At 69.7% G+C, this 24,856-nt stretch carries 29 protein-coding genes and 4 tRNA genes; 27 read left to right on the forward strand and 6 right to left on the reverse strand.

Features of this window, described 5'->3' with window-relative positions:
* Positions 1-55: 55 nt before the first annotated feature.
* The 5 genes from htpX to ACIRB1_RS30635 all read left to right on the forward strand — a co-directional run bounded on the left by htpX (position 56) and on the right by ACIRB1_RS30635 (position 3,753).
* The gene (gene htpX, locus ACIRB1_RS30615; protein ID WP_352184838.1) at positions 56-919 is read left to right on the forward strand and encodes a zinc metalloprotease HtpX; all 864 of its coding nucleotides are present in this window, start codon (positions 56-58) and stop codon (positions 917-919) included.
* A complete protein-coding gene (locus tag ACIRB1_RS30620) occupies positions 916-1,308 on the forward strand; it encodes a YccF domain-containing protein (protein ID WP_352184839.1) in 393 nt (130 codons plus the stop codon). The genes htpX and ACIRB1_RS30620 overlap by 4 nt, the downstream gene beginning before the upstream one ends.
* Before the next feature lie 12 nt (positions 1,309-1,320).
* Positions 1,321-2,466 (forward strand): barstar family protein, encoded by a 1,146-nt coding sequence (locus tag ACIRB1_RS30625; protein WP_403467692.1) that lies wholly within the window; start codon positions 1,321-1,323, stop codon positions 2,464-2,466.
* A gap of 272 nt (positions 2,467-2,738) precedes the next feature.
* Positions 2,739-3,305, forward strand: coding sequence for an SMI1/KNR4 family protein (locus ACIRB1_RS30630; RefSeq protein ID WP_403467693.1), 567 nt, complete (start codon positions 2,739-2,741; stop codon positions 3,303-3,305).
* Between the two features lie 181 nt (positions 3,306-3,486).
* Positions 3,487-3,753 (forward strand): GlsB/YeaQ/YmgE family stress response membrane protein, encoded by a 267-nt coding sequence (locus ACIRB1_RS30635; RefSeq protein WP_352184842.1) that lies wholly within the window; start codon positions 3,487-3,489, stop codon positions 3,751-3,753.
* A gap of 313 nt (positions 3,754-4,066) precedes the next feature.
* Here the strand turns inward: ACIRB1_RS30635 and ACIRB1_RS30640 are convergent, their stop codons facing one another.
* On the reverse strand, positions 4,067-4,555 hold the full coding sequence (locus ACIRB1_RS30640; protein ID WP_352184843.1) for a YajQ family cyclic di-GMP-binding protein: 489 nt from the start codon (positions 4,553-4,555) through the stop codon (positions 4,067-4,069).
* A 234-nt stretch (positions 4,556-4,789) separates the two neighbouring features.
* Here ACIRB1_RS30640 and ACIRB1_RS30645 point away from each other — a divergent pair.
* From ACIRB1_RS30645 to ACIRB1_RS30655, 3 genes are all read left to right on the forward strand, one after another.
* Positions 4,790-4,871: transfer RNA gene (locus ACIRB1_RS30645), tRNA-Tyr, on the forward strand.
* A 233-nt stretch (positions 4,872-5,104) separates the two neighbouring features.
* Complete coding sequence (locus ACIRB1_RS30650; RefSeq protein WP_403467694.1) at positions 5,105-5,908, forward strand: polysaccharide lyase family 7 protein; 804 nt, start codon at positions 5,105-5,107, stop codon at positions 5,906-5,908.
* A 57-nt stretch (positions 5,909-5,965) separates the two neighbouring features.
* Positions 5,966-6,178: a hypothetical protein gene (locus tag ACIRB1_RS30655; protein ID WP_033282563.1), complete on the forward strand. Its 213-nt coding sequence runs from the start codon at positions 5,966-5,968 to the stop codon at positions 6,176-6,178.
* A 96-nt stretch (positions 6,179-6,274) separates the two neighbouring features.
* Here the strand turns inward: ACIRB1_RS30655 and ACIRB1_RS30660 are convergent, their stop codons facing one another.
* Both ACIRB1_RS30660 and ACIRB1_RS30665 read right to left on the reverse strand, forming a co-directional pair.
* Entirely contained in the window at positions 6,275-6,931 is a 657-nt protein-coding gene (locus tag ACIRB1_RS30660) for an NAD(P)H-binding protein (RefSeq protein WP_403467695.1), read from the reverse strand.
* 143 nt (positions 6,932-7,074) lie between these two features.
* A complete protein-coding gene (locus ACIRB1_RS30665; RefSeq protein ID WP_403467696.1) occupies positions 7,075-8,343 on the reverse strand; it encodes an amidohydrolase family protein in 1,269 nt (422 codons plus the stop codon).
* Between the two features lie 254 nt (positions 8,344-8,597).
* Here ACIRB1_RS30665 and ACIRB1_RS30670 point away from each other — a divergent pair.
* The 8 genes from ACIRB1_RS30670 to ACIRB1_RS30705 all read left to right on the forward strand — a co-directional run bounded on the left by ACIRB1_RS30670 (position 8,598) and on the right by ACIRB1_RS30705 (position 13,727).
* A tRNA-Thr gene (locus tag ACIRB1_RS30670) sits at positions 8,598-8,670 on the forward strand.
* A gap of 46 nt (positions 8,671-8,716) precedes the next feature.
* Positions 8,717-8,789 (forward strand) — tRNA-Met (locus ACIRB1_RS30675).
* An 88-nt stretch (positions 8,790-8,877) separates the two neighbouring features.
* The gene (gene rpmG / locus ACIRB1_RS30680) at positions 8,878-9,042 is read left to right on the forward strand and encodes a 50S ribosomal protein L33 (RefSeq protein WP_003948671.1); all 165 of its coding nucleotides are present in this window, start codon (positions 8,878-8,880) and stop codon (positions 9,040-9,042) included.
* A gap of 94 nt (positions 9,043-9,136) precedes the next feature.
* Positions 9,137-9,589, forward strand: a complete 453-nt coding sequence (locus tag ACIRB1_RS30685; protein WP_352184847.1) for a MaoC family dehydratase N-terminal domain-containing protein — start codon at positions 9,137-9,139, stop codon at positions 9,587-9,589.
* 1 nt (position 9,590) lies between these two features.
* Entirely contained in the window at positions 9,591-10,019 is a 429-nt protein-coding gene (locus ACIRB1_RS30690) for a MaoC family dehydratase (RefSeq protein WP_352184848.1), read from the forward strand.
* A gap of 136 nt (positions 10,020-10,155) precedes the next feature.
* Positions 10,156-10,725 (forward strand): TetR/AcrR family transcriptional regulator, encoded by a 570-nt coding sequence (locus ACIRB1_RS30695; protein ID WP_403467697.1) that lies wholly within the window; start codon positions 10,156-10,158, stop codon positions 10,723-10,725.
* A 96-nt stretch (positions 10,726-10,821) separates the two neighbouring features.
* Entirely contained in the window at positions 10,822-12,291 is a 1,470-nt protein-coding gene (locus tag ACIRB1_RS30700) for a DHA2 family efflux MFS transporter permease subunit (protein WP_403467698.1), read from the forward strand.
* A 371-nt stretch (positions 12,292-12,662) separates the two neighbouring features.
* The gene (locus tag ACIRB1_RS30705) at positions 12,663-13,727 is read left to right on the forward strand and encodes a UDP-N-acetylmuramate dehydrogenase (protein ID WP_403467699.1); all 1,065 of its coding nucleotides are present in this window, start codon (positions 12,663-12,665) and stop codon (positions 13,725-13,727) included.
* 17 nt (positions 13,728-13,744) lie between these two features.
* On the opposite strand, the gene ACIRB1_RS30710 is transcribed toward ACIRB1_RS30705, so the two are convergent.
* On the reverse strand, positions 13,745-14,377 hold the full coding sequence (locus ACIRB1_RS30710; protein ID WP_403467700.1) for an NAD(P)-dependent oxidoreductase: 633 nt from the start codon (positions 14,375-14,377) through the stop codon (positions 13,745-13,747).
* Between the two features lie 105 nt (positions 14,378-14,482).
* Here ACIRB1_RS30710 and ACIRB1_RS30715 point away from each other — a divergent pair, with 105 nt between their 5' ends.
* Positions 14,483-15,097, forward strand: a complete 615-nt coding sequence (locus tag ACIRB1_RS30715) for a TetR/AcrR family transcriptional regulator (RefSeq protein ID WP_403467701.1) — start codon at positions 14,483-14,485, stop codon at positions 15,095-15,097.
* A gap of 30 nt (positions 15,098-15,127) precedes the next feature.
* Positions 15,128-15,793 (forward strand): hypothetical protein, encoded by a 666-nt coding sequence (locus ACIRB1_RS30720; protein ID WP_403467702.1) that lies wholly within the window; start codon positions 15,128-15,130, stop codon positions 15,791-15,793.
* Here the strand turns inward: ACIRB1_RS30720 and ACIRB1_RS30725 are convergent.
* A complete protein-coding gene (locus ACIRB1_RS30725; RefSeq protein WP_403467703.1) occupies positions 15,774-16,814 on the reverse strand; it encodes an adenosine deaminase in 1,041 nt (346 codons plus the stop codon). The genes ACIRB1_RS30720 and ACIRB1_RS30725 overlap by 20 nt on opposite strands.
* Positions 16,815-16,944: 130 nt before the next feature.
* Positions 16,945-18,171: a pyridoxal phosphate-dependent aminotransferase gene (locus ACIRB1_RS30730; protein WP_329554512.1), complete on the reverse strand. Its 1,227-nt coding sequence runs from the start codon at positions 18,169-18,171 to the stop codon at positions 16,945-16,947.
* Between the two features lie 260 nt (positions 18,172-18,431).
* On the opposite strand from ACIRB1_RS30730, the gene ACIRB1_RS30735 reads away from it, so the two are divergent.
* The 9 genes from ACIRB1_RS30735 (at position 18,432) to rplL (ending at position 24,660) form a co-directional block, all read left to right on the forward strand.
* Positions 18,432-18,504, forward strand: a tRNA-Trp gene (locus ACIRB1_RS30735).
* A 113-nt stretch (positions 18,505-18,617) separates the two neighbouring features.
* The gene (gene secE / locus ACIRB1_RS30740; RefSeq protein ID WP_266769433.1) at positions 18,618-18,905 is read left to right on the forward strand and encodes a preprotein translocase subunit SecE; all 288 of its coding nucleotides are present in this window, start codon (positions 18,618-18,620) and stop codon (positions 18,903-18,905) included.
* 77 nt (positions 18,906-18,982) lie between these two features.
* On the forward strand, positions 18,983-19,840 hold the full coding sequence (nusG, locus tag ACIRB1_RS30745; protein WP_352184856.1) for a transcription termination/antitermination protein NusG: 858 nt from the start codon (positions 18,983-18,985) through the stop codon (positions 19,838-19,840).
* Between the two features lie 169 nt (positions 19,841-20,009).
* Positions 20,010-20,444, forward strand: coding sequence for a 50S ribosomal protein L11 (rplK, locus tag ACIRB1_RS30750; protein ID WP_010986329.1), 435 nt, complete (start codon positions 20,010-20,012; stop codon positions 20,442-20,444).
* A gap of 79 nt (positions 20,445-20,523) precedes the next feature.
* Entirely contained in the window at positions 20,524-21,249 is a 726-nt protein-coding gene (gene rplA, locus ACIRB1_RS30755; protein WP_352184857.1) for a 50S ribosomal protein L1, read from the forward strand.
* A 158-nt stretch (positions 21,250-21,407) separates the two neighbouring features.
* A complete protein-coding gene (locus ACIRB1_RS30760; protein ID WP_352184858.1) occupies positions 21,408-22,349 on the forward strand; it encodes a hypothetical protein in 942 nt (313 codons plus the stop codon).
* Positions 22,350-22,504: 155 nt separating this feature from the next.
* Positions 22,505-23,359: a DUF1396 domain-containing protein gene (locus ACIRB1_RS30765; RefSeq protein ID WP_403467704.1), complete on the forward strand. Its 855-nt coding sequence runs from the start codon at positions 22,505-22,507 to the stop codon at positions 23,357-23,359.
* Positions 23,360-23,622: 263 nt separating this feature from the next.
* Positions 23,623-24,153 (forward strand): 50S ribosomal protein L10, encoded by a 531-nt coding sequence (rplJ, locus tag ACIRB1_RS30770; protein WP_328830971.1) that lies wholly within the window; start codon positions 23,623-23,625, stop codon positions 24,151-24,153.
* Positions 24,154-24,276: 123 nt separating this feature from the next.
* Positions 24,277-24,660 (forward strand): 50S ribosomal protein L7/L12, encoded by a 384-nt coding sequence (gene rplL, locus ACIRB1_RS30775; protein ID WP_352184925.1) that lies wholly within the window; start codon positions 24,277-24,279, stop codon positions 24,658-24,660.
* The last annotated feature ends 196 nt before the right edge of the window (positions 24,661-24,856 follow it).

Raw genomic sequence — 24,856 nt, forward strand, 5'->3', positions numbered from 1 at the left:
CATCAGAGATCAGCAAGCAAAGGGTTCCCCTGCTGCATGATTTGGAGGGCGTACCGTGCACCGCCGGCACAACGGGCTCAGGACCGCAGTTCTCCTCGGGGGACTGTCGGCACTCATCATCGTCATCGGCAGCTTCTTCGGCCGCACGGGCCTCCTCGTAGCGGTCGTGATCGCGCTGGGCACGAACGCGTACGCGTACTGGAACAGCGACAAACTGGCGCTACGCGCGATGCGCGCCCGCCCGGTGAGCGAGTTCGAGGCCCCGGCCCTGTACCGGATGGTCCGCGACCTCTCCACCCAGGCCCGCCAGCCCATGCCCCGCCTGTACATCTCGCCCACGGAGGCCCCCAACGCCTTCGCGACGGGCCGCAACCCGCGCAATGCCGCCGTGTGCTGCACCGAAGGCATCCTGCGCATCCTGGACGAGCGCGAACTGCGCGGAGTCATCGGGCACGAGCTGAGCCATGTCTACAACCGGGACATCCTGATCTCGTCGGTCGCCGGCGCCCTCGCCTCGGTGATCATGTTCCTGGTCAACTTCGCCTGGCTGATCCCGATCGGCCGCTCGAACGACGACGACGGCCCCGGCATCCTGGGCATGCTGATGATCATGATCCTGGGTCCCCTCGCGGCCAGCCTCATCCAACTGGCCATCAGCCGCTCCAGGGAGTACGAAGCCGACGCCTCGGGCGCCCAGCTGACCGGAGACCCCCTCGCCCTGGCGAGCGCCCTGCGCAAGCTCGACGCGGGCACCAAGCAGCTTCCGCTGCCCCCGGAGCCACGGATCGAGACCGCGAGCCACATGATGATCGCGAACCCCTTCCGCCCGGGCCAGGGACTCTCCAAGATGTTCTCGACACACCCGCCGATGGCGGAGCGCATCGCCCGGCTCGAGAAGATGGCAGGTCGCCCTCAGTGAAAACCGTCCTGAACGTCATTTGGCTCGTCCTGAGCGGCTTCTGGCTGTTCCTCGGGTACCTGCTCGCCGGCGCGCTGCTGTGCATCACCATCATCGGCATCCCTTTCGGGATCGCCGCCTTCCGCATCGGCGTCTACGCCCTGTGGCCCTTCGGGTACACGACGGTCGAGCGCCGGGACGCGGGCGCCCCCTCCTGCGTCGGCAACGTCCTGTGGCTGGTCCTCGCGGGCTGGTGGCTGGCCCTCGCGCACATCGTCACCGGCATCGCCATGTGCATCACGATCATCGGCATCCCGTTCGGCATCGCCAACTTCAAGCTGATCCCCGTCTCGCTGTTCCCCCTGGGCCGCGAAATCGTGTCCACGGACCAGCCGTTCGCCGCCCGCTGACGGCGGCCCGCGGTGGGGGCGCCGAAGTACGTCCTGCTGTCGTACGACGAAGGAGCCGAGGCCACCGGCGAGCACGGCCACGAGCAGACCTGGGCCCTGTGCCAGGACGCCGACGACCTCTTCGCCGACCCGCCCCCACCCGTGCGGGAGACCTACGAACTCCTCGGCTGCACACCTGAGCGCGCCCTGCGAACGGCCCTCGCACACGCGCGTGCCGACGGTCCGGCGCCGCTCGGACCGCTCACCCTGGAGACCCTCGACAAGCGCGGCGGGGGAGTGGGCGAGTGGCGGCTGGAGGACGTACGCGTCGTGGGCGACCGCCCGTGCGCCCGTGATCTGTCGCTGAGGGACGTCACCGTCGAGGGCAGCCAGTCCGACGACAACCCCCACGACTATCCGCAGCGCCCGCCCCTGTCCCCGGGCTACCGGTTACGGGGCGCAAGCGGCGAACCCTGGGGCAGCTGCCGGGACCTGGCCCGCATCCCGGAGGAACGCCCCGAACAACTGGAGCCCCCGTTGCGCCTGTTGGGCTGCTCCCCGCGCGGCGCGCTGCGGGGGGCACTGGACGCCGGGGAAGAGGACCTGGGCCACGTCAAGGTGGTCCGCGTGGACTCGTCCGGTCGACCTGTACAGGCTGCCGCCGAGGGCGAGTTACGGGCCTGGATTCCCTCCGCGCGCGGCCCGGGCCTGGTCGACCTCACCCTGGACCCATGGTCGGAACGGCCTCCACTCGCGGCCCGGGAGGTATGGGACCTCTGGAGCGAGGGCCGCCCCTCCGAGCCGAACCGCTGGGCCGGCTGCGACGCCGCAGGCCGCCGGTTCTGGCTCGACACGGCCCTGGCGAACCACCCCCACACCCTCCCGGACCGCCCACCGGGCACCACCTACCACCTCGACGGCAGCCACATCACCGACCCGCCCGGCTTCCTCTGCGCCCTGGGCGAGGCGGTCAACGGCCCCGCCGGATACTTCGGTCGGAGCCTGGACGCCCTGAACGACTGCCTGCGCGGCAACTGGGGAGCGGCCCCGCCCTTCACCCTCGTCTGGCACGACGCCGCCGTCGCCCGCGCCTGCCTCCGGCCCGCTCCGCACTCACCCACGTTCGAGGAAATCCTCGCCCTGCTCGCAGAACGGCACGTCGACGTCGGCCTGATCTGATCCGACCTGGCCTGATCCGACCTGGCCTGATCCGACCTGGCCTGATCCGACCAGGCCTGATCCGACCAGGCCTGATCCGACCAGGCCCGACCCAACCTGGCCCAGCCCGACCCGACCCGACATGGCCTGACCGTCCGTCACCGCACCGCACCGCACCACGCCGCCACCGAGGCGTAGGACCAGCACGTTTTCCACAGCCGCCAGGTTGTCCACACCCAGCGGGTTGTCCACAGCCCGGCCCGGCTGTCAGAGGCGCGCGGCACCATGAACCCATGACCGAGAACGAGCAGCGACTGTTGACCCGGGTGGCCGCCGAGGCCCGCAACACCCGCCCGTGGGGCTGGACTTCACTCCCGGCGCCCGTGGACGAGACCGCGGTGACCCGCGCTGAGGCCGCCCTGGGCTTCCGCCTGCCCCCGCTGCTCGCCGCGCTCTACACGCGGATAGGGGACGGCGGATTCGGCCCGGAGTACGGCCTGTTGCCCTTGCTCGACAACCCACCGGCCGGCGAGCCCGCCGCCGTCGCGCAGTACCTCGCCCACCGCGCGAGCGGCGACAAGGACCCCGACTGGCCCTGGCCCGAGGGCGTCCTGCCGATATCCCACTGGGGCTGCGCGATGTACGCGTGCGTGGACTGCCGTTCCCCGCAGGCCACGGTCCTCCTCTACGAGCCGAACGCCGACGAGGCCGATCACGCGTGGTACGTCGACGCGCCCAGCCTCGCCGACTGGCTGCGCGCCTGGCTCGACGGCACGGGCTGGTACGCGGACCGTGTCGACGCCCCCGAACCGACACCGTGGCCCGACTTCCGCATACGCACCACGGCACGGGCGTCCTGAGGGATCGTCGCAGGCCACCGATGCCTGCAACCACCACACGCACCCGTGACGTCCTGTTCATCAGCACGGCCGAACATTGCGGCGACAGGCCGTGCGCAAGGACCGACGAACACAGCCTGGACGGACGGAATTCACAGCTCCGGATCAGTGCAAGCACAGCGGGAGAGGGCAGGTTCACGGCATGGGCATCATCAGCTGGATCATCCTGGGACTGTTGGCCGGAGCCATCGCCAAATTCCTGCTGCCGGGACGCGACCCGGGCGGCTTCATCGGCACGACGATCATCGGCGTCGCCGGCGCGTTCATCGGCGGCTGGATATCGGCCCGTTGGCTGGACCACCCGGTCGCGAAGAACTTCTACGACGGCGCCACCTGGGCCTCGGCGATAGGCGGCGCCCTCGTCCTCCTGATCGTCTACCGCATCCTGTTCGGCAACTCACGCAGCTAGGGCCTGCCCGGCGGCTCCTGTCGCGGATGCGGATGCCGGGTGTGGCACGCCCGCCCTCATTGCCAGAGGCGTGGGGGCCCTCCTCGCGTCGTCCGGTCCGGCAGCCGCCGATGCCAACGCTCCCCGCCCCCAGCCGTAAGGGGGCCCCTGGAATTCGCCGCCGTAAATGGGGCCCGTGCCGTAGCGGCTGGACGAAATGGGCGCCCCGTGCCGTAGCAGGCAGACGAGAAGGGTGGGCACCGACGGTCGCCCACCCTTCCCCGTATCCCATCCCCGTACCCGCGCGCGATGCCGCGGGAGGCCGGTTCCGGTTCTACCGGTAGTTCACGAACTGCAGCGCGAAGTCGAAGTCCTTGCCCTTGAGCAGGGCCTGCACGGCCTGGAGGTCGTCGCGGCTCTTGGAGCTGACCCGCAGTTCGTCGCCCTGCACCTGGGCCTTCACGCCCTTGGGACCCTCGTCGCGAATGATCTTCGCCACCTTCTTCGCGTTGTCCTGGGAGATGCCCTCCTCGATCGACGCGAAGATCTTGTACTCCTTGCCGGAGAGCTGCGGCTCACCGGCGTCCAGCGCCTTCAGCGAGATGCCGCGCTTGATCAGCTTGGACTGGAAGACGTCGAGGATCGCCTTGACCCGCTCCTCGGAGTTCGCCTCCATGAGGATCTTCTCGGCGTTCCAGGAGATCGAGGCACCCACGCCCTTGAAGTCGTAGCGCTGGGAGATCTCCTTGGCGGCCTGGTTGAGGGCGTTGTCGACCTCCTGCCGCTCGACCTTCGAGACGATGTCGAAACTGGAGTCGGCCATGTCCTGTGGCTCCTTGTATCGGGGTGCGAATCGATGCGTGTCACTGCGTATCGGCGTGCGTCGGGGCAGCCGCCGAGCCCGGTGTAGGCCCCGGGCCGCATCCGCATAAGCCTAGCCACCCCCTCCCCTCCGAGCGCCGGTCAATCGGGTGGCGAAGCACCCCTGTGCATCGGGTATCGTTTACGTCGTTGCCACGGAGCACCGCCGAAAATCGGTGCGAGAGGCAGCAACCCCGGCGGTGTGCCCGAGTGGCCAAAGGGAGCAGACTGTAAATCTGCCGGCTTAGCCTACCCAGGTTCGAACCCTGGCGCCGCCACACGACCGAAAGGGTCTGTGATCAGCAGCAATGCTGATCACAGACCCTTTCGTCGTTCCCGGGGTCATCTCCCAGGCGTTCCGCGGCGCCCACCCGCTCTGCCGCCAATCTTGACGTGCCCGTGCCACAGCCCTACTGTCGCGACACCGCGTTCATGTTGAAACACAAAGTTCACACACATGAACACGCGCTCCGCCAACCGAGTCCCCAGAGCAGACAGGAAGGCACCCCCCATGCGCATGCGTACGCTGCTCACCTCCCTGGTCACCGTCGTCGCCGTCACCGGCGGCCTCGCCCTCACGGCCCCCGCCGCGTCGGGCAGTACCGGTGTCGTCGCCTCCCCCCAGGCGGACCCCTCCGTCGCACCCGGCGGCAACTTCGACCTGTCGGTCTGGCAGCTCCAGGAGCCGATCGGTTCCCCCGGCTCGCCCACGACGATCTCCTCGTCCCGGCTCCAGGGGGCAAACGGCTTCCAGGACTCGTACTTCTACACGGACACCCGCGACGGAGCGATGACCTTCTGGGCGCCGGAGAAGGGCGTCACCACCCCCAACTCGAACTACGCCCGCTCCGAACTGCGCGAGATGAATCGCAGCGGCAGCGCCGCCGACTGGTCGCTCAGCGGCACCCACACGATGAAGGCGACGCTGCGGGTCGTCTCCGTCACGTCGAACGTCTGCGTCGGCCAGATCCACCTCGGCAGCGGCGGCAGCTCCACCAAGCCGCTGCTGGAGCTGTACTACCGCTCCAGCGGCGACATCGTGCTCGGCACCGAGAACTCCCCCTCGGGCGGCCAGACCCTGCACACCGTGGGCAACGTGCCGGTCGGCAAGACGTGGAGCTACACGATCGGCGTCTCGGGCGGGAACACCATCAACCTGACGGTCAACGGAAGCACCACGCACTACGCCATCCCGTCGTCCTTCAACGCCTACAAGCAGTACTTCAAGGCCGGTTCGTACAACCAGTCGTCCTCCGACAGCACCACCAAGGGCGCCCGCGTCGCGTTCTACGGCCTCACCGTCGCCCACAGCTGAGCGCACCCGAGCGAGCCTCGACAGCCGACCCGGCCCACGTCGGGGCAGACTGATGACATGTCGTCACGCCGCAGAAGCTGCCCCGAGTGCCGTCGTGAAATCGCCGTCGTGGCCGGACGGTTCGCGCGCCACGACCCGCCCGGAGCCCGGGAGACCGGCGACCTCGTGTCCTGCCCCGGGTCCCGCCGCCAGGCGGAACTCGGGGCCGCACAGCCCGCGTTGGACGGCTACGTGGTCCCGGAGTTCCCCGGCCAGATGCCCCTCTTCTAGTCCTCTGGCCGGCGGGCCTCCACCCGGCAGGCCTCCACCTGGCGGGCTGGCAGCCGGCAGAGAACCACCCGGCAGGGAACCCCGTGACCCGGACCCTCAGTTCCCCGCCACCGACTTGACCGCCACCGACACCGGCGCGGACCCACTGATCAGCTCCAGCGTCAGCCCGGCCGTCGCGGGAGTCTCCACCAACTCCGCGATGACGGCGGCCACATCGTCCCGAGGAACCGAACCGCGCCCCGTGTGGGCCTCCAGCCGGACCAGCCCGGTGCCGGCGTCGTTCGTGAGCGAACCGGGCCGCAGGATCGTCCAGTCCAGGGCGTCCAGGCCGCGCACATACGCGTCGGCCTCGCCCTTGGCCCGCAGATACACGTCGAAGACGTCGTCCCCGGAGTGCGTCGGGTCCGCGCCCATCGAGGACACGACGACATGACGTCGTACGCCCGCCAGGACCGCCGCGTCGGCGAACAGCACCGCCGCATCCCGGTCCACCGTGTTCTTGCGGTCCGTGCCGCTGCCCGGGCCCGCGCCCGCCGCGAAAACCGCCGCGTCCGCGCCCCGCAGCCGCGTCGCGACCTCCTCGACCGAGGCCGACTCCAGGTCGAGCACGAGCGGTTCGGCGCCGGCCGCCCGCAGATCGTCGCCCTGCTCTGCCTTGCGGATGATGCCCGCGACCTCGTCACCGCGCGCGGCGAGCAAGCGCTCCAGCCGCAGCGCGATCTGACCATGACCTCCAGCGATGACAATGCGCATGCCTTCGACCGTACGCCCGGACGGCCGCACGCGCCGCATGACTTCAGCCGCGCCCCAGCAGCGCACACCCGTGCCGGACGCGCCCGGCGCGCGGACCGGAGCCCGGGCGCCTCAGGCGTACGCCCCGGCGCAGCGGCGGCGGCTCACGACAACTCGCCCCGTCCCTGCCGGGGCAGCCCCAACTCCGAGCCCGCCGCCGTGTTGCAGTACTCCCGCACCGCACTCGTCCGTGCCACCACGCGCCCCCGGTGCACCACGATCCTGCTGTACGCCAGCGACAGCGCGCCCGCGAGCCGGTCGCCGCGCACCGCGAGCAGTTCGGCCGGAAATCCCGCCTCGACCCGCACTTCCGGGAGCCCGAGCGCCGCGCGTGCCGAGGAACTCACCGTGTCGTAGGCGTCCTCGGGCCGCATCCCGTGCCGCGAGGCCAGCAGGTAGGCCGCCTCCAACGGGTCCCCGCGGCCCACCGGGTTGGACACGTCACGCAGGGCGCCGCTGCCCGCCGCCACCTGGACGCCGGCCGTGCGCAGCAGCCGTACGGGAGCCGTGCCCCGGCGGTCGACGCCGCCGCAGCCGCCCTGCGGCAGGCACACCACCGTGACGTCGGCGGCGGCCAGGTGGTCCGCGATCCGGGTGACCGTGTCCGCGGGCAGCCGCCCCAGGCCCCCGCACGGGCCGAGCGTCACCCCGGGGCGCAGGCCGCCCGCGACCGCCGCCAGCCGGGCCAGCCGGGTCGGGTCGGCCGCGTCCGTGTGCAGGTCGACCGGGCAGCCGTGCTCGGACGCCACCTCCAGGACCGCTTCCACGTACCCCGTCGGATCGGGGTCCAGATCCGGACAACCGCCCACTACGGAGGCACCCATTTTCAGCGCGTCCCGCAGCATCGCGAGCCCGTCCGCCCCCGCCACCCCGGTCAGCAGCCGGGGCATCGCCACCGCCGTCAGCTCCGCGAGCCCCCGCAGTGCCCGCCGCGCCTGGAGGACGGCGGCCAGCGCGCTCAGCCCCTGGACGTCCCCCACGCGCACGTGTGCCCGCTGCGCTGTGGCCCCGTGGCCGAGTTGCAGCAGCGCGGCCTCGGTGGCGCGGCGCTGGACGTCCTCGGGGGCGTAGGAGACCGGTCCGCCGTGCTCGGCCGACAGGGCGGTGTCACTGTGCGTGTGCGGTTCCGCGGGGGCCGGGAGGAGGAGATAGCCGCTGAGGTCGACGCGCGCGCCGCACGCGCGGGTGGCGTCCGTCGCCAGGCTGCCGGCCGTGCCGACCGCCTCGATACGCCCGCCGCCCAGCCGTACGTCCACGGTCCTGCCGTCGGTCAGCCGGGCCCCGCAGAGCAGGAGCGCGGCCGGGTCGGCCGGTCCCGACGAGCCTGAGGAACCCGAGGACGAGTGGGACGGCTGGGGCTGGCTGTCGGGCATCGCGCTCCAGGGGCTCGGGGCTGCGGGGCTCAGGGCTCGGGGCTGCGCAAAGGGGCGCAAGATCACGCAGAGTGAGTCGAGCCTAGGACGGTGATCCGCTCACGGCCGGGAGGAGCGCAATAGTCGTACCGGTGTGGTTCCGCCGTACGGGAGGGGCTCCCGAGGCCGCTGGGAGGGCCGTGGAAGCGGCTTGAGCGGGGCTGTGAAACGGATTTGGGCGAACGGTCGCCGAGCGTGTAATGTCTTCATCGCTCGCCCCAATAGCTCAGTCGGTAGAGCGTCTCCATGGTAAGGAGAAGGTCTGCGGTTCGATTCCGCATTGGGGCTCTGGTGTGAAAGGTTCCCGTCGCAAGATGGGAACCGATTGCATCACAGCGGTGTAGCTCAGTCGGTAGAGCAAGCGGCTCATAATCGCTGTGTCACCGGTTCAAGTCCGGTCACCGCTACTGACAGTAGCCGATTGCGGGGTCGGTCCTTCGATCGGCTACTCTGTTATGCGTTCATAGTCCCATCCGTTCGTCAAGGAGCACTCCTGTGGCTGCCACCGACGTCCGCCCGAAGATCACGCTGGCCTGCGTGGAGTGCAAGGAGCGGAACTACATCACCAAGAAGAACCGGCGTAACAACCCGGACCGACTGGAGATGAAGAAGCACTGCCCGCGTTGCAATGCGCACACCGCGCATCGCGAAACGCGATAAGAATCAGGCTCGTACACGAGGCCGTCCCCGAAGTCTGGGGGCGGCCTCGCGTCGTTCTCCACACCGCAGCAGGAACATCAGGAGGTACCGGGCCATGGCGCTCGACCAGTCCTTCGTGGGGCGGACCTACCCGCCCACCGACCCCTACGAGGTGGGCCGGGAGAAGATCCGCGAGTTCGCGGAGGCGGTGGGTGACACCAACCCCGCCTACACGGACCCGGAGGCCGCCAAGGCGCTCGGTCACTCCGATGTGATCGCCCCGCCGACCTTTGTCTTCTCCATCACGTTCAAGGCGGCGGGACAGGTCGTCCAGGACCCGCAGCTCGGCCTCGACTACAGCCGCGTCGTGCACGGCGACCAGAAGTTCGTCTACGTCCGCCCCGTGCGCGCCGGAGACCGGCTCACGGTCACCTCCACGATCGAGGCGATCAAGTCGATGGCGGGCAACGACATCCTGGACATCCGCGGCGAGGTCCACGACGAGGCGGGCGAGCACGTCGTGACCGCCTGGACCAAGCTCGTGGCCCGCGCGGCGGAGGAGAACTGACATGACGGCGAAGATCGCGTACGACGAGGTCGAGGTCGGCACCGAACTGCCGGCCCAGGCCTTCCCCGTGACCCGCGCCGCCCTCGTCCAGTACGCGGGCGCCTCCGGGGACTTCAACCCGATCCACTGGAACGAGAAGTTCGCCAAGGAGGTCGGGCTCCCGGACGTCATCGCGCACGGCATGTTCACCATGGCCGAGGCGATCCGCGTGGTGACCGACTGGACCGGCGACCCGGGCGCGGTCGTCGAGTACGGCGTCCGCTTCACCAAGCCCGTCGTCGTCCCGAACGACGACCAGGGGGCGACCGTCGAGGTCAGCGCCAAGGTCGCCGCCAAGCTCGACGACAACACGGTCCGCGTGGACCTGGTGGCGATGAGCGCGGGGCAGAAGGTGCTGGGGATGTCACGGGCGGTCGTACGGCTGGCGTGACCGGTTGATCGTCTGGCGTGACCGGCTGATCGTCGGTCGAGGTAAGGGGTGTCCGCAATGGCGGGTGCCCCTTACCCGTACATCCGGACCCGCGTCCCCCTTGACTTAGTTAGTGATTGAGTACTAACTTTCTCGTATGGTCAGGATGAGCGCAGAAGAGAGGCGCGAGAGCGTCATCCGCGCGGCGATCGCCGAGTTCGCGCAGCGGGGGTACTACGGCACCTCCACCGAGGCGATCGCCCAGAGGGTCGGGGTCTCGCAGCCCTACCTCTTCCGGCTCTTCCCGGGCAAGAAGGCGATCTTCGCGGCGGCCTCGCTCAGGTGTGTCGAGGACGTGTGCCAGGTCCTGGAGGAGTCGTCCAAGGGGCTGGAGGGCGAAGAGGCCCTGCATGCCATGGCCAACCGTTATGTGCAGCTCATCTCGGAGTACCCCGAGAAGCTGCAGATGCAGATGCAGACGTACATCACGGTGGCCGCCGCCGAGGCGGAGGGCGACCACGAGTTCGGCGAGGCCGTACGGAAGGGCTGGATGCGGCTCTGGGACGTCGTGCATGTGCCCCTGGGGGCGGATGTCGACCAGACCACGACCTTCCTCGCGTACGGAATGCTGATCAACACCCTGGCGGCCATGGGTTTTCCACCCGAGCACCGGGTCTGGGAAGGGCTCTACCCGTCGGCTCGGATCATTGGCCGGCTGGAGAAGTAGCACGCATCGGCAAAGGGCGGATTCTTCGCCTTTTTCTGCGCGGCAAAGTTAGTCATCGATAACTAATCATCGATACGAGCACCCTTTGGGGGAGCGATGTCACAGCCAACCGCACGGCGCGGGGGAATGGTCTGGGCCCTCGTCATCACCAGCGTCGCCGGCTTCATGGCGGCCCTTGACAACCTCGTCGTCACCACCGCCCTGCCGTCCATCCGCAAGGACCTCGGGGGCGCCCTGGGCGACCTGGAGTGGACCGTGAGCGCCTACACGCTCACCTTCGCCGTCCTGCTGATGTTCGGCGCGGCGCTCGGCGACCGGTTCGGCCGCCGCCGGCTCTTCCTCATCGGCATCACCGTCTTCACCGCCGCCTCCGCCGCCGCGGCCATGGCGCCCGGCATCGAGTCCCTCATCGCGGCCCGCGCGGTCCAGGGCGTCGGCGCGGCGATCATGATGCCGCTGACACTGACCCTGCTGACGGCGGCCGTGCCCGTCGCCAAGCGCGGGATGGCGTACGGCATATGGGGCGCGGTGAACGGTCTCGCCGTCGCCTCGGGACCCCTCATCGGCGGCAGCCTCACCGAGCACATCTCCTGGCACTGGATCTTCTGGCTGAACGTCCCCCTCGGCCTGGCCCTGCTCCCGCTCGCCCGCCTGCGCCTCTCCGAGTCCCACGGCACCGGCGCCCCGCTCGACTTCCCCGGCACCCTCCTCGCCAGCAGCGGCCTCTTCGGCATCGTCTACGGCCTGGTCCGCGGGCCCGCCGACGGCTGGACCAGCTCGCTCGTCCTCACCGGGCTGTTCGCCGGGAGCGCGCTCTTCGCCGGATTCGTCATCTACAGCGTCAACGCCAAGAACCCCATGCTTCCGATGCGGCTGTTCCGCTCCCGCGCCTTCTCCGGGATCAACGCGGCGAGCCTGCTGATGTTCCTCGGGATGTTCGGGTCGATCTTCCTGCTCAGCCAGTACATGCAGGGCGTTCTCGGCTACTCGCCCACCGAGGCGGGTCTGCGGATGCTCCCCTGGACCGGCATGCCCATGCTGGTCGCCCCCGTCGCCGGCATCCTCTCCGACCGCATCGGCGGCCGTCCGGTCGTCGCCGCGGGCCTCTTCCTCCAGGCGGCCGGTCTCGGCTACCTGTCCTACGTGGTCACCACCGACGTCTCCTACAGCGCCCAGCTGCCCGGCCTGATCCTCAGCGGCATCGGCATGGCCCTGTTCTTCGCACCGGCCTCCAACCTGGTCATGTCCAGCGTCCGTCCCCAGGAGCAGGGCATCGCCTCCGGCGCCAACAACGCGCTCCGCGAGGTCGGCGGCGCGCTCGGCATCGCCGTCATGGCGTCGATCTTCTCCTCCCAGGGCGGCTACCAGACCGCACAGACCTTCGTCGATGGCCTGAAGCCCGCCCTGGTCACCGGCGCGGCGGTGGTCGCCCTCGCCGGAGTCGCGACCCTGTTCATCCCGACACGGCGCCGGGCGGCACAGCTCGCGGCGGTGGCGTCCTTCGAGTCCGACGAGCCGGCCGGGTCGGCGGACTCCGACCCGGTGCTGGAGAGCGCCGGTCGCTGAGCCGGACACCCTGGCACGCACGCGTGGAGCCCCGCCGACGTCGGCGGGGCTCCACGCGTGCGTGCGGGTTCGCCGGTGGGGCTCGACGCATGGGTGGGCTTGGAGAAGGGTTGGCCGTACGGCAGTTGAGGGCGGGAGGCTCCACACGTGCGTGCGCGTGCTGCCGGCCACGCGCGCGTGGTGCCGGGGGAGTGACCCGGTGCCGGGCGGAGGGCCCCGCGCCGCACGCGCCGTCGGACGCCCGCACCCGGTCACACGTCACGCGGCCCGCGCCGACGCCCCCCGCCCTGGACACGACGCTCCCGCCCCGGCGACGAAGCCCGCACCCCGCCACCCCGGTGGTGTCAGTCCCGTCTCGTAGTCTTGGGCGCGTGCAGGAACTCCACGATGCTCCCCTCGCCCCCCTGACCACCTTCCGGTTGGGTGGTCCCGCGACCCGGCTGATCACCGCGGCCACCGACGCCGAGGTGATCGACGTCGTGCGCGAGGCCGACGACTCCGGGACGCCGTTGCTGATCATCGGGGGCGGGTCGAACCTCGTCATCGGGGACAAGGGGTTCGAGGGCATCGCCCTGAGGATCGCCACCCGCGGTTTCGTGCTCGACGGCACGCGGCTGGAGCTGGCGGCCGGCGAGGTGTGGACCGACGCCGTCGCGCGGACCGTCGAGGCCGGGCTCGCCGGGATCGAGTGCCTCGCAGGCATCCCCGGGTCGGCCGGTGCGACCCCGATCCAGAACGTGGGGGCGTACGGCCAGGAGGTCTCCGCCACCATCACCGAGGTCGTCGCCTACGACCGCAGGACCCGGGAGACGGTCACCCTCACGAACGAGGAGTGCGCCTTCTCGTACCGGCACAGCCGCTTCAAGGCGGACCCCGAGCGCTATGTGGTGCTGCGGGTCCGGTTCCGGCTGGAGGACGCGGACGGGCTGTCGGCGCCGGTCAAGTACGCCGAGACCGCCCGTGTCCTCGGCGTCGAGCCCGGCGACCGCGTGCCGCTCGCCCGCGCGCGTGAGACCGTCCTCGCGCTGCGCGCGGGCAAGGGCATGGTCCTGGACCCCGACGACCACGACACCTGGTCGGCCGGTTCCTTCTTCACCAACCCGATCCTCACCGACGAGCAGTTCACCGCGTTCCACGCGCGCGTGAAGGAGCGCCTCGGGGAGGACGCGGAGCCGCCCGCGTATCCGTCGGGGGAGGGACACACCAAGACCTCCGCCGCCTGGCTGATCGACAAGGCGGGCTTCACCAAGGGGTACGGCAGCGGACCCGCCCGTATCTCCACCAAGCACACCCTCGCCCTCACCAACCGCGGCGAGGCGACCACCGAGGACCTGCTCGGCCTCGCGCGTGAGGTCGTCGCCGGTGTCCACGACGCCTTCGGGATCACGCTCGTGAACGAACCGGTGACGGTCGGCGTCAGCCTCGACGGCCGGTAGACCCCGCTCGGCCGGCCTCAGTAGGCCAGCCCCACGCCCTGTTTCACCGTCCCGGGGTCGTCGGTCATCGCCAGCATCGCGTGGGCGACGTCGGCGCGGCCGATGAACCGGCCCTTGTCCGGGAAGCCGCCGACCACCGTGCGGTACGTGCCCGTCACCGGCTTGTTCTGGAGGCGTGGCGGGCGGACGCTCGTCCAGTCCGTGGCGCTGGCGGCGAGGGCCGCCTCCATGGCCCGCAGGTCGTCGTAGACGTCCTTCAGGAGGGCCGAGATCAGCCCGCGCGCGGTGCGGTCGAGGAGTCCGGCGCCCGCCGGGTCAGGGCCGATGGGACCGGCGCTCACCACCAGGACCCGGCGCACCCCCTCCGCCTCCATGGCCGTCAGCACCGTCCGTGTGAGCCGGCTCGCGATGCCCGCGTCCTTGCGGCTGCGCGCGCCCAGCCCGGACAGGACCGCGTCCCGGCCCGCGACCGCCGGGCGTACCGCCTCCGGGTCGGTGAGATCCGCGCGGACCACCTCAAGGCCCGCGCCCCGCACGGTCAGCCGCGCGGGGTCCCGGACCACCGCGGTGACCTCGTGGCCCGAGGCCAGCCCCTGGCGGACGATTTCCTGGCCGATGCCTCCGGTGGCACCGAAAACGGTGAGCTTCATGGCGCACTCCTGCCCCTTCGCGAGGTGGGTGAGTATTCACTCACCTCTGCCTGCCTCTAGGGTGGGCAAGCACTCACCCACCCGTCAAGTCCGAACGGACCGTTCATGGAAACCCTGAAGCCCGCCCGGGTCCGCATCCTCGACGCCGCGCACGCGCTGATGCTCACCGTCGGCCTGGCCAAGGCGACCACCAAGGAGATCGCGAAGACGGCGGGCTGCTCCGAAGCAGCGCTCTACAAGTACTTCGCGAGCAAGGAGGAGCTGTTCATCCGCGTCCTCGCGGAACGGCTGCCCCAGCTGACCCCGCTCCTGCGCAGCCTGGCCGCCGAACCCGGACAGCACTCCCTGGAGAACAACCTCACGGAGATCGCCCGCCAGGCGGCCCTCTTCTACGAGCAGAGCTTCCCGATCGCGGCCTCCCTGTACGCCGAGACCCAGCTCAAGCGGCGCCACGACGAGGTCCTGCGGCAGCTCGGCTCCGGCCCGCACAAGCCGATCGAGGCCCTGGACGCCTATCTGCGGGCCGAACAGGCCGTCGGCCGCGTCCGCCCCGACGCCGACACTTTCGCGGCTGCGTCCCTCCTCCTGGGCGCCTGCGCACAGCGCGCGTTCGCCTACGAGGCCGCGGAGACCGGCGCCCGCCCTCCCGTGGACGAGTTCGCGCCCCGCCTGGCCCGGACGCTGCTGGGCGGAATCTCCGTTGCCGGGGACCCCGCCTGACCGCGACCCTTGCCCCATGAGGCATCCCCGATGGAGCTGAGACTCCGCGAGTTCAGGCCCCGGACCGGCCCGCACGAACACCGGGTCGTCCAGCCGTGGCAGCCCCTGCGCCACACCTCACTGCGCGACCCGGCACCGTTCGGGATGCTCATGGGGGACCACGACGGGCTGAGCCGGCTGGCCGGGCTGTTCTCGTTCGCCGCGTACTCCCGGCACACCATCGTGCACATCCCGCTGCGGGACGGCGTGCCGCCCGACGAGGGGTGCGGGGAACTGGTCGACCTGGTGGTGGCCCACCAGGAGGCGGGGCTACGGCCCTCCAGGTGGCCCGGGCTGCGGCGGTCGCTGGGGCGGGGCACCCCGCTCACCGTGCGCACGGACGAGGCCCGTACCGAGCGGCACGCGCGCGCGTGGGAGGAGCGGCCGTACGCCCGTGGGCAGTTGCGGCACAGCACGCACGCGCGTACGTACTTCCTCATCGGCGGCCGTGACGTGCTCGCCACCGCCGCCGCCCACTTCGCCCACGCGGCCGGCTGGGGACCGCGGGAGAAGGGGGTCGTCAAGGGGCGCTCGGCGTTCATGACCTCCCTGGGCGGCGAACTGGTCCCCTACCGGGACGGCTCGCGCCACCCCGAGGTCGCGATCTGTTTCAAGCCGTATCCGCCCTACGCCCACTTCAAGCGACCGGGGCGGTGAGCCAGTCGTCGATGCCCGACAGGAGCTTGGTCTTCATGTCCTCCGGGGCGGCCGAGCCGCGGACCGACTGCCGGGCCAGTTCGGCGAGTTCGCGGTCCGTGAAGCCGTGGTACCGGCGGGCGATCTCGTACTGGGCCGCCAGCCGGGAGCCGAACAGGAGCGGGTCGTCGGCGCCCAGGGCCAGCGGGACACCCGCTTCGAAGAGGGTCCTCAGGGGCACGTCCTCGGGCTTCTCGTAGACGCCCAGGGCCACGTTCGACGCCGGGCACACCTCGCAGGTGATGCCCCGGTCGGCGAGCCGCTTCAGCAGCCGCGGGTCCTCCGCCGCGCGCACACCGTGGCCGATCCGGGTCGCGTGCAGGTCGTCCAGGCAGTCCCGCACCGAGGCCGGTCCCGCCAGCTCGCCGCCGTGCGGCGCCGACAGCAGACCGCCCTCCTGGGCGATCGCGAAGGCCCGGTCGAAGTCCCGTGCCATACCCCGGCGTTCGTCGTTCGAGAGCCCGAAACCGACCACACCCTGGTCCGCGTACCGCACCGCGAGCCGGGCCAGGGTCCGCGCGTCCAGGGGGTGCTTCATCCGGTTCGCGGCCACCAGGACCCGCATCCCGAGCCCGGTCTCCCGGGAGGTCGTCTCCACCGCGTCCAGAATGACCTCCAGGGCCGGGATCAGCCCGCCCAGGCGTGGCGCGTACGACGTCGGGTCCACCTGGATCTCCAGCCAGCCCGAGCCGTCCCTGACGTCCTCCTCGGCGGCCTCGCGCACCAGCCGCTGGATGTCCTCGGGCTCCCGCAGACACGACCGCGCCGCGTCGTACAGCCGCTGGAAACGGAACCAGCCCCGCTCGTCCGTCGCCCGCAGCCTCGGCGGCTCCCCGCTGGTCAGCGCCTCGGTGAGGGCGTCGGGCAGGCGCACGCCGTACTTGTCGGCCAGCTCCAGCACGGTGGTCGGCCGCATCGACCCGGTGAAGTGCAGGTGCAGATGGGCTTTCGGCAGTTCAGAGACATCACGTACACGCTCCATCTGGGAATCCTGCCGTACGTTTCCGCCGTCCCGGTACCACTTTCCCCGATCGTGGTCTTGCTCGCACAAAGCAGCGGGCCGCCTCCCCGGAGGGGAAACGGCCCGCACACACGCGTGGAGACACGAAAACTCAGTCCGTGGCCTCCGCCAGCAGCTTCTGGATACGGCTGACGCCCTCGACGAGGTCCTCGTCACCCAGGGCGTACGACAGCCGCAGGTAACCGGGGGTCCCGAAGGCCTCGCCCGGGACGACCGCGACCTCGGCCTCCTCCAGAATCAGCGCGGCCAGCTCGACCGAGTCCTGCGGGCGCTTGCCGCGGATCTCCTTGCCCAGCAGCGCCTTGACCGACGGGTAGGCGTAGAACGCGCCCTCGGGCTCGGGGCAGAGCACGCCGTCGATCTCGTTGAGCATGCGCACGATCGTCTTCCGGCGGCGGTCGAAGGCCTCGCGCATCTCCGCGACGGCCTTCAGGTCACCGGAGACGGCGGCCAGCGCGGCGACCTGGGCCACGTTCGAGACGTTCGAGGTGGCGTGCGACTGGAGGTTCGTCGCGGCCTTGACGACGTCCTTCGGGCCGATGATCCAGCCCACCCGCCAGCCGGTCATGGCGTACGTCTTGGCGACGCCGTTGACCACAATGCACTTGTCACGCAGCTCCGGGAGGATCGCGGGCAGCGAGGTGAACTTGGCGTCGCCGTAGACGAGGTGCTCGTAGATCTCGTCCGTCATGACCCACAGGCCGTGCTCGACGGCCCAGCGGCCGATCGCCTCGGCCTCGGCCTCGCTGTAGACGGCGCCGGTCGGGTTGGACGGCGAGACGAAGAGGACGACCTTGGTGTTCTCCGTGCGGGCCGCCTCCAGCTGCTCGACGGTGACGCGGTAGCCGGTCGTCTCGTCGGCGACGACGTCCACGGGGACACCGCCCGCGAGGCGGATCGACTCCGGGTACGTCGTCCAGTACGGCGCCGGGACGATGACCTCGTCGCCCGGGTCGAGGATCGCGGCGAAGGCCTCGTAGATGGCCTGCTTGCCGCCGTTGGTGACGAGGATCTGCGAGGCGTCCACCTCGTAGCCCGAGTCGCGCAGCGTCTTCGCCGCGATCGCGGACTTCAGCTCCGGGAGACCGCCGGCCGGGGTGTAGCGGTGGTACTTGGGGTTCGAGCAGGCCTCGATGGCGGCCTGGACGACGTAGTCCGGGGTCGGGAAGTCCGGTTCACCCGCGCCGAAGCCGATCACCGGACGTCCGGCGGCCTTGAGGGCCTTGGCCTTGGCGTCCACGGCGAGGGTGGCGGACTCGGAGATCGCGCCGACTCGGGCGGAGACCCGGCGCTCGGTGGGAGGGGTTGAGGCGCTCATGGGGTCCATCGTTTCAGACCGGAAACCCGCCCGGCACACCGGTTTCACAGACTGAACAGGATGGGGAAGGCACTGAACAACCGTCCGGATTCCCGCCCCGGCCTGGGTGATCTTCCTCCGGCAATCCCCGTACAGGCACTTTCTGTTCGACGACCGGCGCCGGAGCACGTACACTCCTAGCTCGTTGGCCTTCAACAGCCGTGCCCCGCTTGGTGGACACCGAGCACCCGGGCGGATGCGGTACGTTGGGGACGTCACAAAGGGTCGTAGCTCAATTGGTAGAGCACCGGTCTCCAAAACCGGCGGTTGGGGGTTCAAGTCCCTCCGGCCCTGCTACACACACCTTCACCAGGATGTGTGCGCAGCGCATGTACGTACAGCAATGCACCGCCGTGCGGCTCAGACCGGGCGCGGCACGGCCACGACCCGGGAACAGGTGAGGATGAATGGCGGACGCCGTGGGCTCCATCGACATGCCTGATGCCCAGGACGAGGTGTCGGAGTCCAAGAAGAAGCCCCGCAAGGGTGGCAAGCGCGCCAAGAAGGGCCCGCTGAAGCGCCTCGGCATCTTCTACCGCCAGATCGTCGCGGAGCTCCGCAAGGTCGTCTGGCCGACGCGCAACCAGCTGACGACGTACACGACCGTCGTGATCGTCTTCGTCGTCATCATGATCGGTCTGGTGACCGTGATTGACTATGGACTCAATCACGCCGCGAAGTACGTCTTCGGCTGAGGCCGGAAGCGAAGGGCGCCCTGACCGGCGCCCCTTTCGCGTGTTCCACCCCCATGTATCCAGGAAGAAGCAGCCACGTGTCTGACCCGAACCTGAACGAGGCCGTCGAGCCGGACGAGTCCGTGGAAGACGAACTCGACATCGTCGAGGGCGCGGACGAGGAGCTGGACGAGGTCGAGGCTGCAGACGCCGACGCGGGCGAGCCCGCCGAGGAAGCCGCCGTGCGCGTCGAGGACGAGGACGAGGAAGCGGCCGAGGACCTCGACGACGAGACCGCGGCCGAGGACGACGAGGAAGAGGCCGAACCGGCCGAGCCCGTCGACCCCGTCGCCGCCCTGCGCGAGGAACTGCGTCTCCTTCCCGGCGAGTGGTACGTCATCCACACGTACGCCGGTTACGAGAACCGCGTGAAGACCAACCTGGAGCAGCGCGCCGTCTCGCTGAACGTCGAGGACTACATCTTCGCGGCCGAGGTGCCGCAGGAAGAGGTCGTCCAGATCAAGAACGGCGACCGCAAGACCATCAAGCAGAACAAGCTCCCGGGCTACGTCCTGGTCCGCATGGACCTGACGAACGAGTCCTGGGGCGTCGTCCGCAACACCCCCGGCGTCACCGGCTTCGTGGGCAACGCCTACGACCCGTACCCGCTGACCCTGGACGAGATCGTCAAGATGCTCGCCCCGGAGGCCGAGGAGAAGGCCGCGCGTGAGGCCGCCGAGGCCGAGGGCAAGCCGGTTCCGCAGCGCAAGGTCGAGGTCCAGGTGCTGGACTTCGAGGTCGGCGACTCGGTCACCGTCACGGACGGCCCGTTCGCGACGCTCCAGGCGACGATCAACGAGATCAACCCCGACTCGAAGAAGGTCAAGGGTCTCGTCGAGATCTTCGGCCGCGAGACGCCGGTGGAGCTCTCCTTCGACCAGATCCAGAAGAACTAGTTCTTCCTGGACCAACGTCTTCCGAGCAGGTCAGACGGGCTGTCAAAAGCCCGTCTGACCTGCTCGGTTTTTAGCCGCGCACAGATACCCGTTATCGTTGTGCGGTATGCCTCCATCCGGATTAACCGGACGGAAGCCGAACACTCTCACTAGGACCCGGAGAGAGCACATGCCTCCCAAGAAGAAGAAGGTCACGGGGCTCATCAAGCTCCAGATCCAGGCCGGCGCGGCCAACCCGGCTCCGCCGGTCGGCCCCGCGCTGGGTCAGCACGGCGTCAACATCATGGAGTTCTGCAAGGCCTACAACGCGGCGACCGAGTCGCAGCGTGGCTGGGTGATCCCGGTGGAGATCACGGTCTACGAAGACCGCTCCTTCACCTTCATCACCAAGACTCCGCCGGCCGCGAAGATGATCCTCAAGGCCGCGGGTGTCGAGAAGGGCTCCGGCGAGCCGCACAAGACCAAGGTCGCCAAGATCACCCAGGCGCAGGTCCGTGAGATCGCCACGACCAAGCTGCCCGACCTGAACGCCAACGACCTGGACGCCGCGTCGAAGATCATCGCCGGCACCGCCCGTTCCATGGGCATCACGGTCGAGGGCTGACCTTCACCTCGTAGGAAAAACCGTGGCAGGGCCTGCTCGGCCCACACCACGACTCCTCAGAACACACACAGGAGCAGTAGTGAGCAAGCGCAGCAAGTCTCTCCGCGCTGCGGACGCCAAGATCGACCGGGAGAAGCTGTACGCCCCGCTCGAGGCCGTCCGTCTCGCCAAGGAGACCTCCACCTCCAAGTTCGACGGCACCGTCGAGGTCGCCTTCCGTCTGGGTGTCGACCCGCGCAAGGCCGACCAGATGGTCCGCGGCACCGTGAACCTCCCGCACGGCACCGGCAAGACCGCCCGGGTCCTGGTCTTCGCGACCGGTGACCGTGCCGAGGCCGCGACCGCCGCAGGCGCCGACATCGTCGGTTCCGACGAACTCATCGACGAGGTGGCGAAGGGCCGGCTGGACTTCGACGCCGTCGTCGCCACCCCGGACCTCATGGGCAAGGTCGGCCGCCTCGGCCGCGTGCTCGGTCCCCGTGGTCTCATGCCGAACCCCAAGACCGGCACCGTGACGCCGGACGTGGCGAAGGCCGTCAACGAGATCAAGGGCGGAAAGATCGAGTTCCGCGTCGACAAGCACTCGAACCTGCACTTCATCATCGGCAAGTCGTCCTTCGACGACACCCAGCTGGTGGAGAACTACGGCGCGGCCCTGGACGAGATCCTCCGTCTGAAGCCGTCCGCCGCCAAGGGTCGCTACATCAAGAAGGCCGCGATCAGCACCACGATCGGCCCCGGCATTCCGGTCGACCCGAACCGCACCCGCAACCTCCTCGTCGAGGAGGACCCGGCCGCCGTCTGAGTCTCGCGCTCACCCCGGCAGCCGCGTCCAGCGCGCGTCAGCATCGGACGAGCCCCGCAACCTTCGGGTTGCGGGGCTCGTCCTCTTTTCGGACGGGGTGTCAGTGCCCTGCGCTAGCGTTCTTGGCAGGCACAGCAATCGCATAGGGGTGGGGACCGATGAAGAGCACGACCGTGCGCCGGGTGGGACTCTCGATCGCGGTGGCCACCGCGCTGGCCTCGGTGGCCGCCTGTGGCTCCTCGGGTTCCTCCGGGGGCTCCGGCAAGGACGACAAGGCCCTCGGCAAGGGCGTGACGCGGGTGAGCCCCATCGCGGCCCTGCGCAGCGCCGAGCAGTCCACCGACAAGGCGGACTCCGCGAAGGTCGAGTCGTCCACCGTGATGGGCTCCCTGATGTCCATGGACGCCAAGGGGAACCTCGGCTGGGGCCACGGCCTCACCGGCACCCTCACGATGACGTACACCGGCGGCACCCTGGCCGACACGATGCGCGCGGCGGGCAGCACATCGATGGAGGCCCGCTATCTGCCGGACGCGTACTACGCCAAGATGGGCGAGAAGTTCGCCGCGCAGGCCGACGGCAAGCACTGGCTCAAGTACGCCTACGACGACCTGGCCAAACTCGGCGGCAGCTCCGGCGCGTACCTCAAGGACCAGATACAGAACTCGACGCCGAACCAGTCGGTGAAGCTCCTGCTCGCCTCCGGTGACGTCACGAAGGTCGGTACGGAGTCGGTCCGCGGCCAGCGGACCACGCACTACGCGGGCACGGTCGACGTCGCCGACCTCGCCGCCAGGAACTCGAACCTCACCGCCAGCCAGCTCGCCGCCCTGAAGAAGCAGCTCACCGCGGCCGGCGTCACCACCGAGCACGTCGACATCTGGATCAACGCCCAGGACCTCCTGGTCAAGAAGACCGAGAAGGGCCAGATGTCGTCGGGCCAGTACACCCAGACCGCGTACTACAGCGACTATGGAGTGAAGGCCGACGCGACGGTACCCCCGGCGAGCGACACCGAGGACTTCACGGCACTGCTGAAGAAGCAGGGCCTGACCCCGGGCAGCGGCGACACGGCGACGGGGTCCGGCACGAGCTCCTGAGCAGGGCCCAACTCCGGCCGGGCCCAAGGGAATTCGGGAGACCCCCGGCACCGCCCGGGGTTAGGCTCACGGCTCTCGCTGTGCATCGGCCATGCGTTCCCTGTGTCCCATGGGTTCTTCGCGGCCGTCGCGTTCTGTTCCCTGGGGGGAAACACATGAGGTCTCCCGTACGTCGGTCCACGCGCCGCGGCGTCACCGGTGCCGGGCTCGCCGCCCTGCTCCTCGCCGGGGGAGCGGTCGGCTGCTCGAAGACCGCCGCGGACCGCTCGCCGGACATGGCGCCCGCCGCGGCCGTCGCCGCAGCGGCGAAGAAGACGCAGGACATCACGTCGCTCCGCTACCGGATGGCCGGCGAGATGCCCGGCGAGGGGACCGTCGAGGCCGAGGCCGCGATGACCACCGAGCCGCAGGCCATGAGCATGAAGATGACCTCGTCCACGTCCGGCGGGACGGTCCAGCTGCGCCTCGTCGGCAAGGCGCTCTACCTCAACGGCGGCCCCGGGACGGCGAAGGAACTGGGCGGCAAGAGCTGGGTGAAGCTCGACATGTCCGCCCTCGGAGGCGCGGGCGCCGACCTGACCGCCAACGCGATGGGCGCCGCCGAGGCCGACAAGAACCCGGCCGCCGAGACCGCCTTCCTCACCGGCGCCAAGGACGTGAAGAAGGTCGGCACCGAGACCGTCGACGGAGTGCGCACCACCCACTACGCCGGCAAGGTCACCCTCGCCGACGTCAGGGCCGCCGCCAAGAGCGAGGGCAAGGCCACCGCGGAGCAGCGCGAGAGGAGCGTCGGGCAGTACGAGAAGATGGGCGTCGACGCGATCACCATGGACATGTGGGTCGACGGCGACCACCGCGCCAAGCGGTTCCGGATGCGCGGCGAGGGCGACAAGGGCCCGCTGGACCTGACGGTCACCTTCCTCGGCCTGAACCGGCCGGTGACGGTCACCGCCCCGCCCGCGAAGGACACCACCGACCTCGCCGAGCTGATGAAGAGCGCCCAGGGCTGAGCCGTACGGGCGGATTTGCTTGAGCCTGCGGCGTTCACGTACTCTGCTCCAGAAGCCAAAGACCGCTGGTCGTTGCCGTGCCTCCCAAGGGTGTGGTGACCGAAGGATCCGCTGAACAGTGGACGACCCGCGCAGGTGAACTGGATGTGCTCCCGGAATGCTGTTTCCGGTCGAGCTACGCCCCGTGCGCCTGCGCCGGGGCGTTTTCTCTGTCCCAGCCCCTTCTGAGCGGTCCTCATCACCCGGAAGGAGGCCGACGCTCTATGGCAAGGCCCGACAAGGCTGCCGCGGTAGCCGAGCTCGCGGGACAGTTCCGCGACTCGAACGCCGCCGTGCTGACCGAGTACCGGGGTCTCACCGTGGCGCAGCTCAAGACGCTGCGTCGTTCGCTCGGTGAGAACGCCCAGTACGCCGTGGTGAAGAACACGCTGACCAAGATTGCGGCCAACGAGGCCGGGATCAACACGCTCGACGACCTGTTCAACGGTCCGACGGCGGTCGCCTTCATCACCGGTGACCCGGTGGAGTCGGCGAAGGGTCTTCGTGACTTCGCCAAGGACAACCCGAACCTCGTCATCAAGGGCGGTGTCCTTGACGGCAAGGCGCTGTCCGCCGACGAGATCAAGAAGCTCGCGGACCTCGAGTCCCGCGAGGTTCTGCTCTCCAAGCTGGCGGGTGCCTTCAAGGGCAAGCAGACGCAGGCTGCGCAGCTCTTCCAGGCGCTCCCGTCGAAGCTCGTCCGCACGGTGGACGCCCTTCGCGCCAAGCAAGAAGAGCAGGGCGGTGCCGAGTAATTCGGCTCGCAGCATGACCGCCGCCTGAGGCTCCGCGCCGCACGGCAACGGTCGTAGCGGGCCGAACGTACGCCCGCCAGACATGTACACACCGGCACCAGCCGAAATTAGTGGAAGGAAGCCATCGTGGCTCTCACCCAGGACGAACTGCTCGCCGAGTTCGAGACCATGACCCTCATCCAGCTTTCCGAGTTCGTGAAGGCGTTCGAGGAGAAGTTCGACGTCACCGCCGCCGCCGCGGTCGCCGTTGCCGGCCCCGCCGCCCCCGGCGCCCCGGTCGAGGCCGCTGAGGAGCAGGACGAGTTCGACGTCATCCTCACCGGCGCCGGCGAGAAGAAGATCCAGGTCATCAAGGTCGTGCGTGAGCTGACCTCCCTGGGTCTCAAGGAGGCCAAGGACCTCGTGGACGGCGCCCCGAAGCCCGTCCTCGAGAAGGTCGCCAAGGAGGCCGCCGAGAAGGCCGCCGAGTCCCTCAAGGGCGCCGGCGCCTCGGTCGAGGTCAAGTAACACCCTCGAGGCCGTGAACGGGGTCCCAAGGACCTTGTAACGCCTCACCCCCGAAGAGCGATCATCCATCTGGGTGGTCGCTCTTCGGCGTTCCCGGGTCGGGTGAGCGGCAGCCTTGCGGTCAGGGGTTCGCGGAGTATGGTGATCTTCTTCGTGCCTCCGGGCAGCCCTGGTGGCATGTGGTGTGGGCCATGGA

The sequence above is a fragment of the Streptomyces sp. NPDC096013 genome (genome assembly GCF_044763565.1).
Taxonomy (GTDB): Bacteria; Actinomycetota; Actinomycetes; order Streptomycetales; family Streptomycetaceae; genus Streptomyces.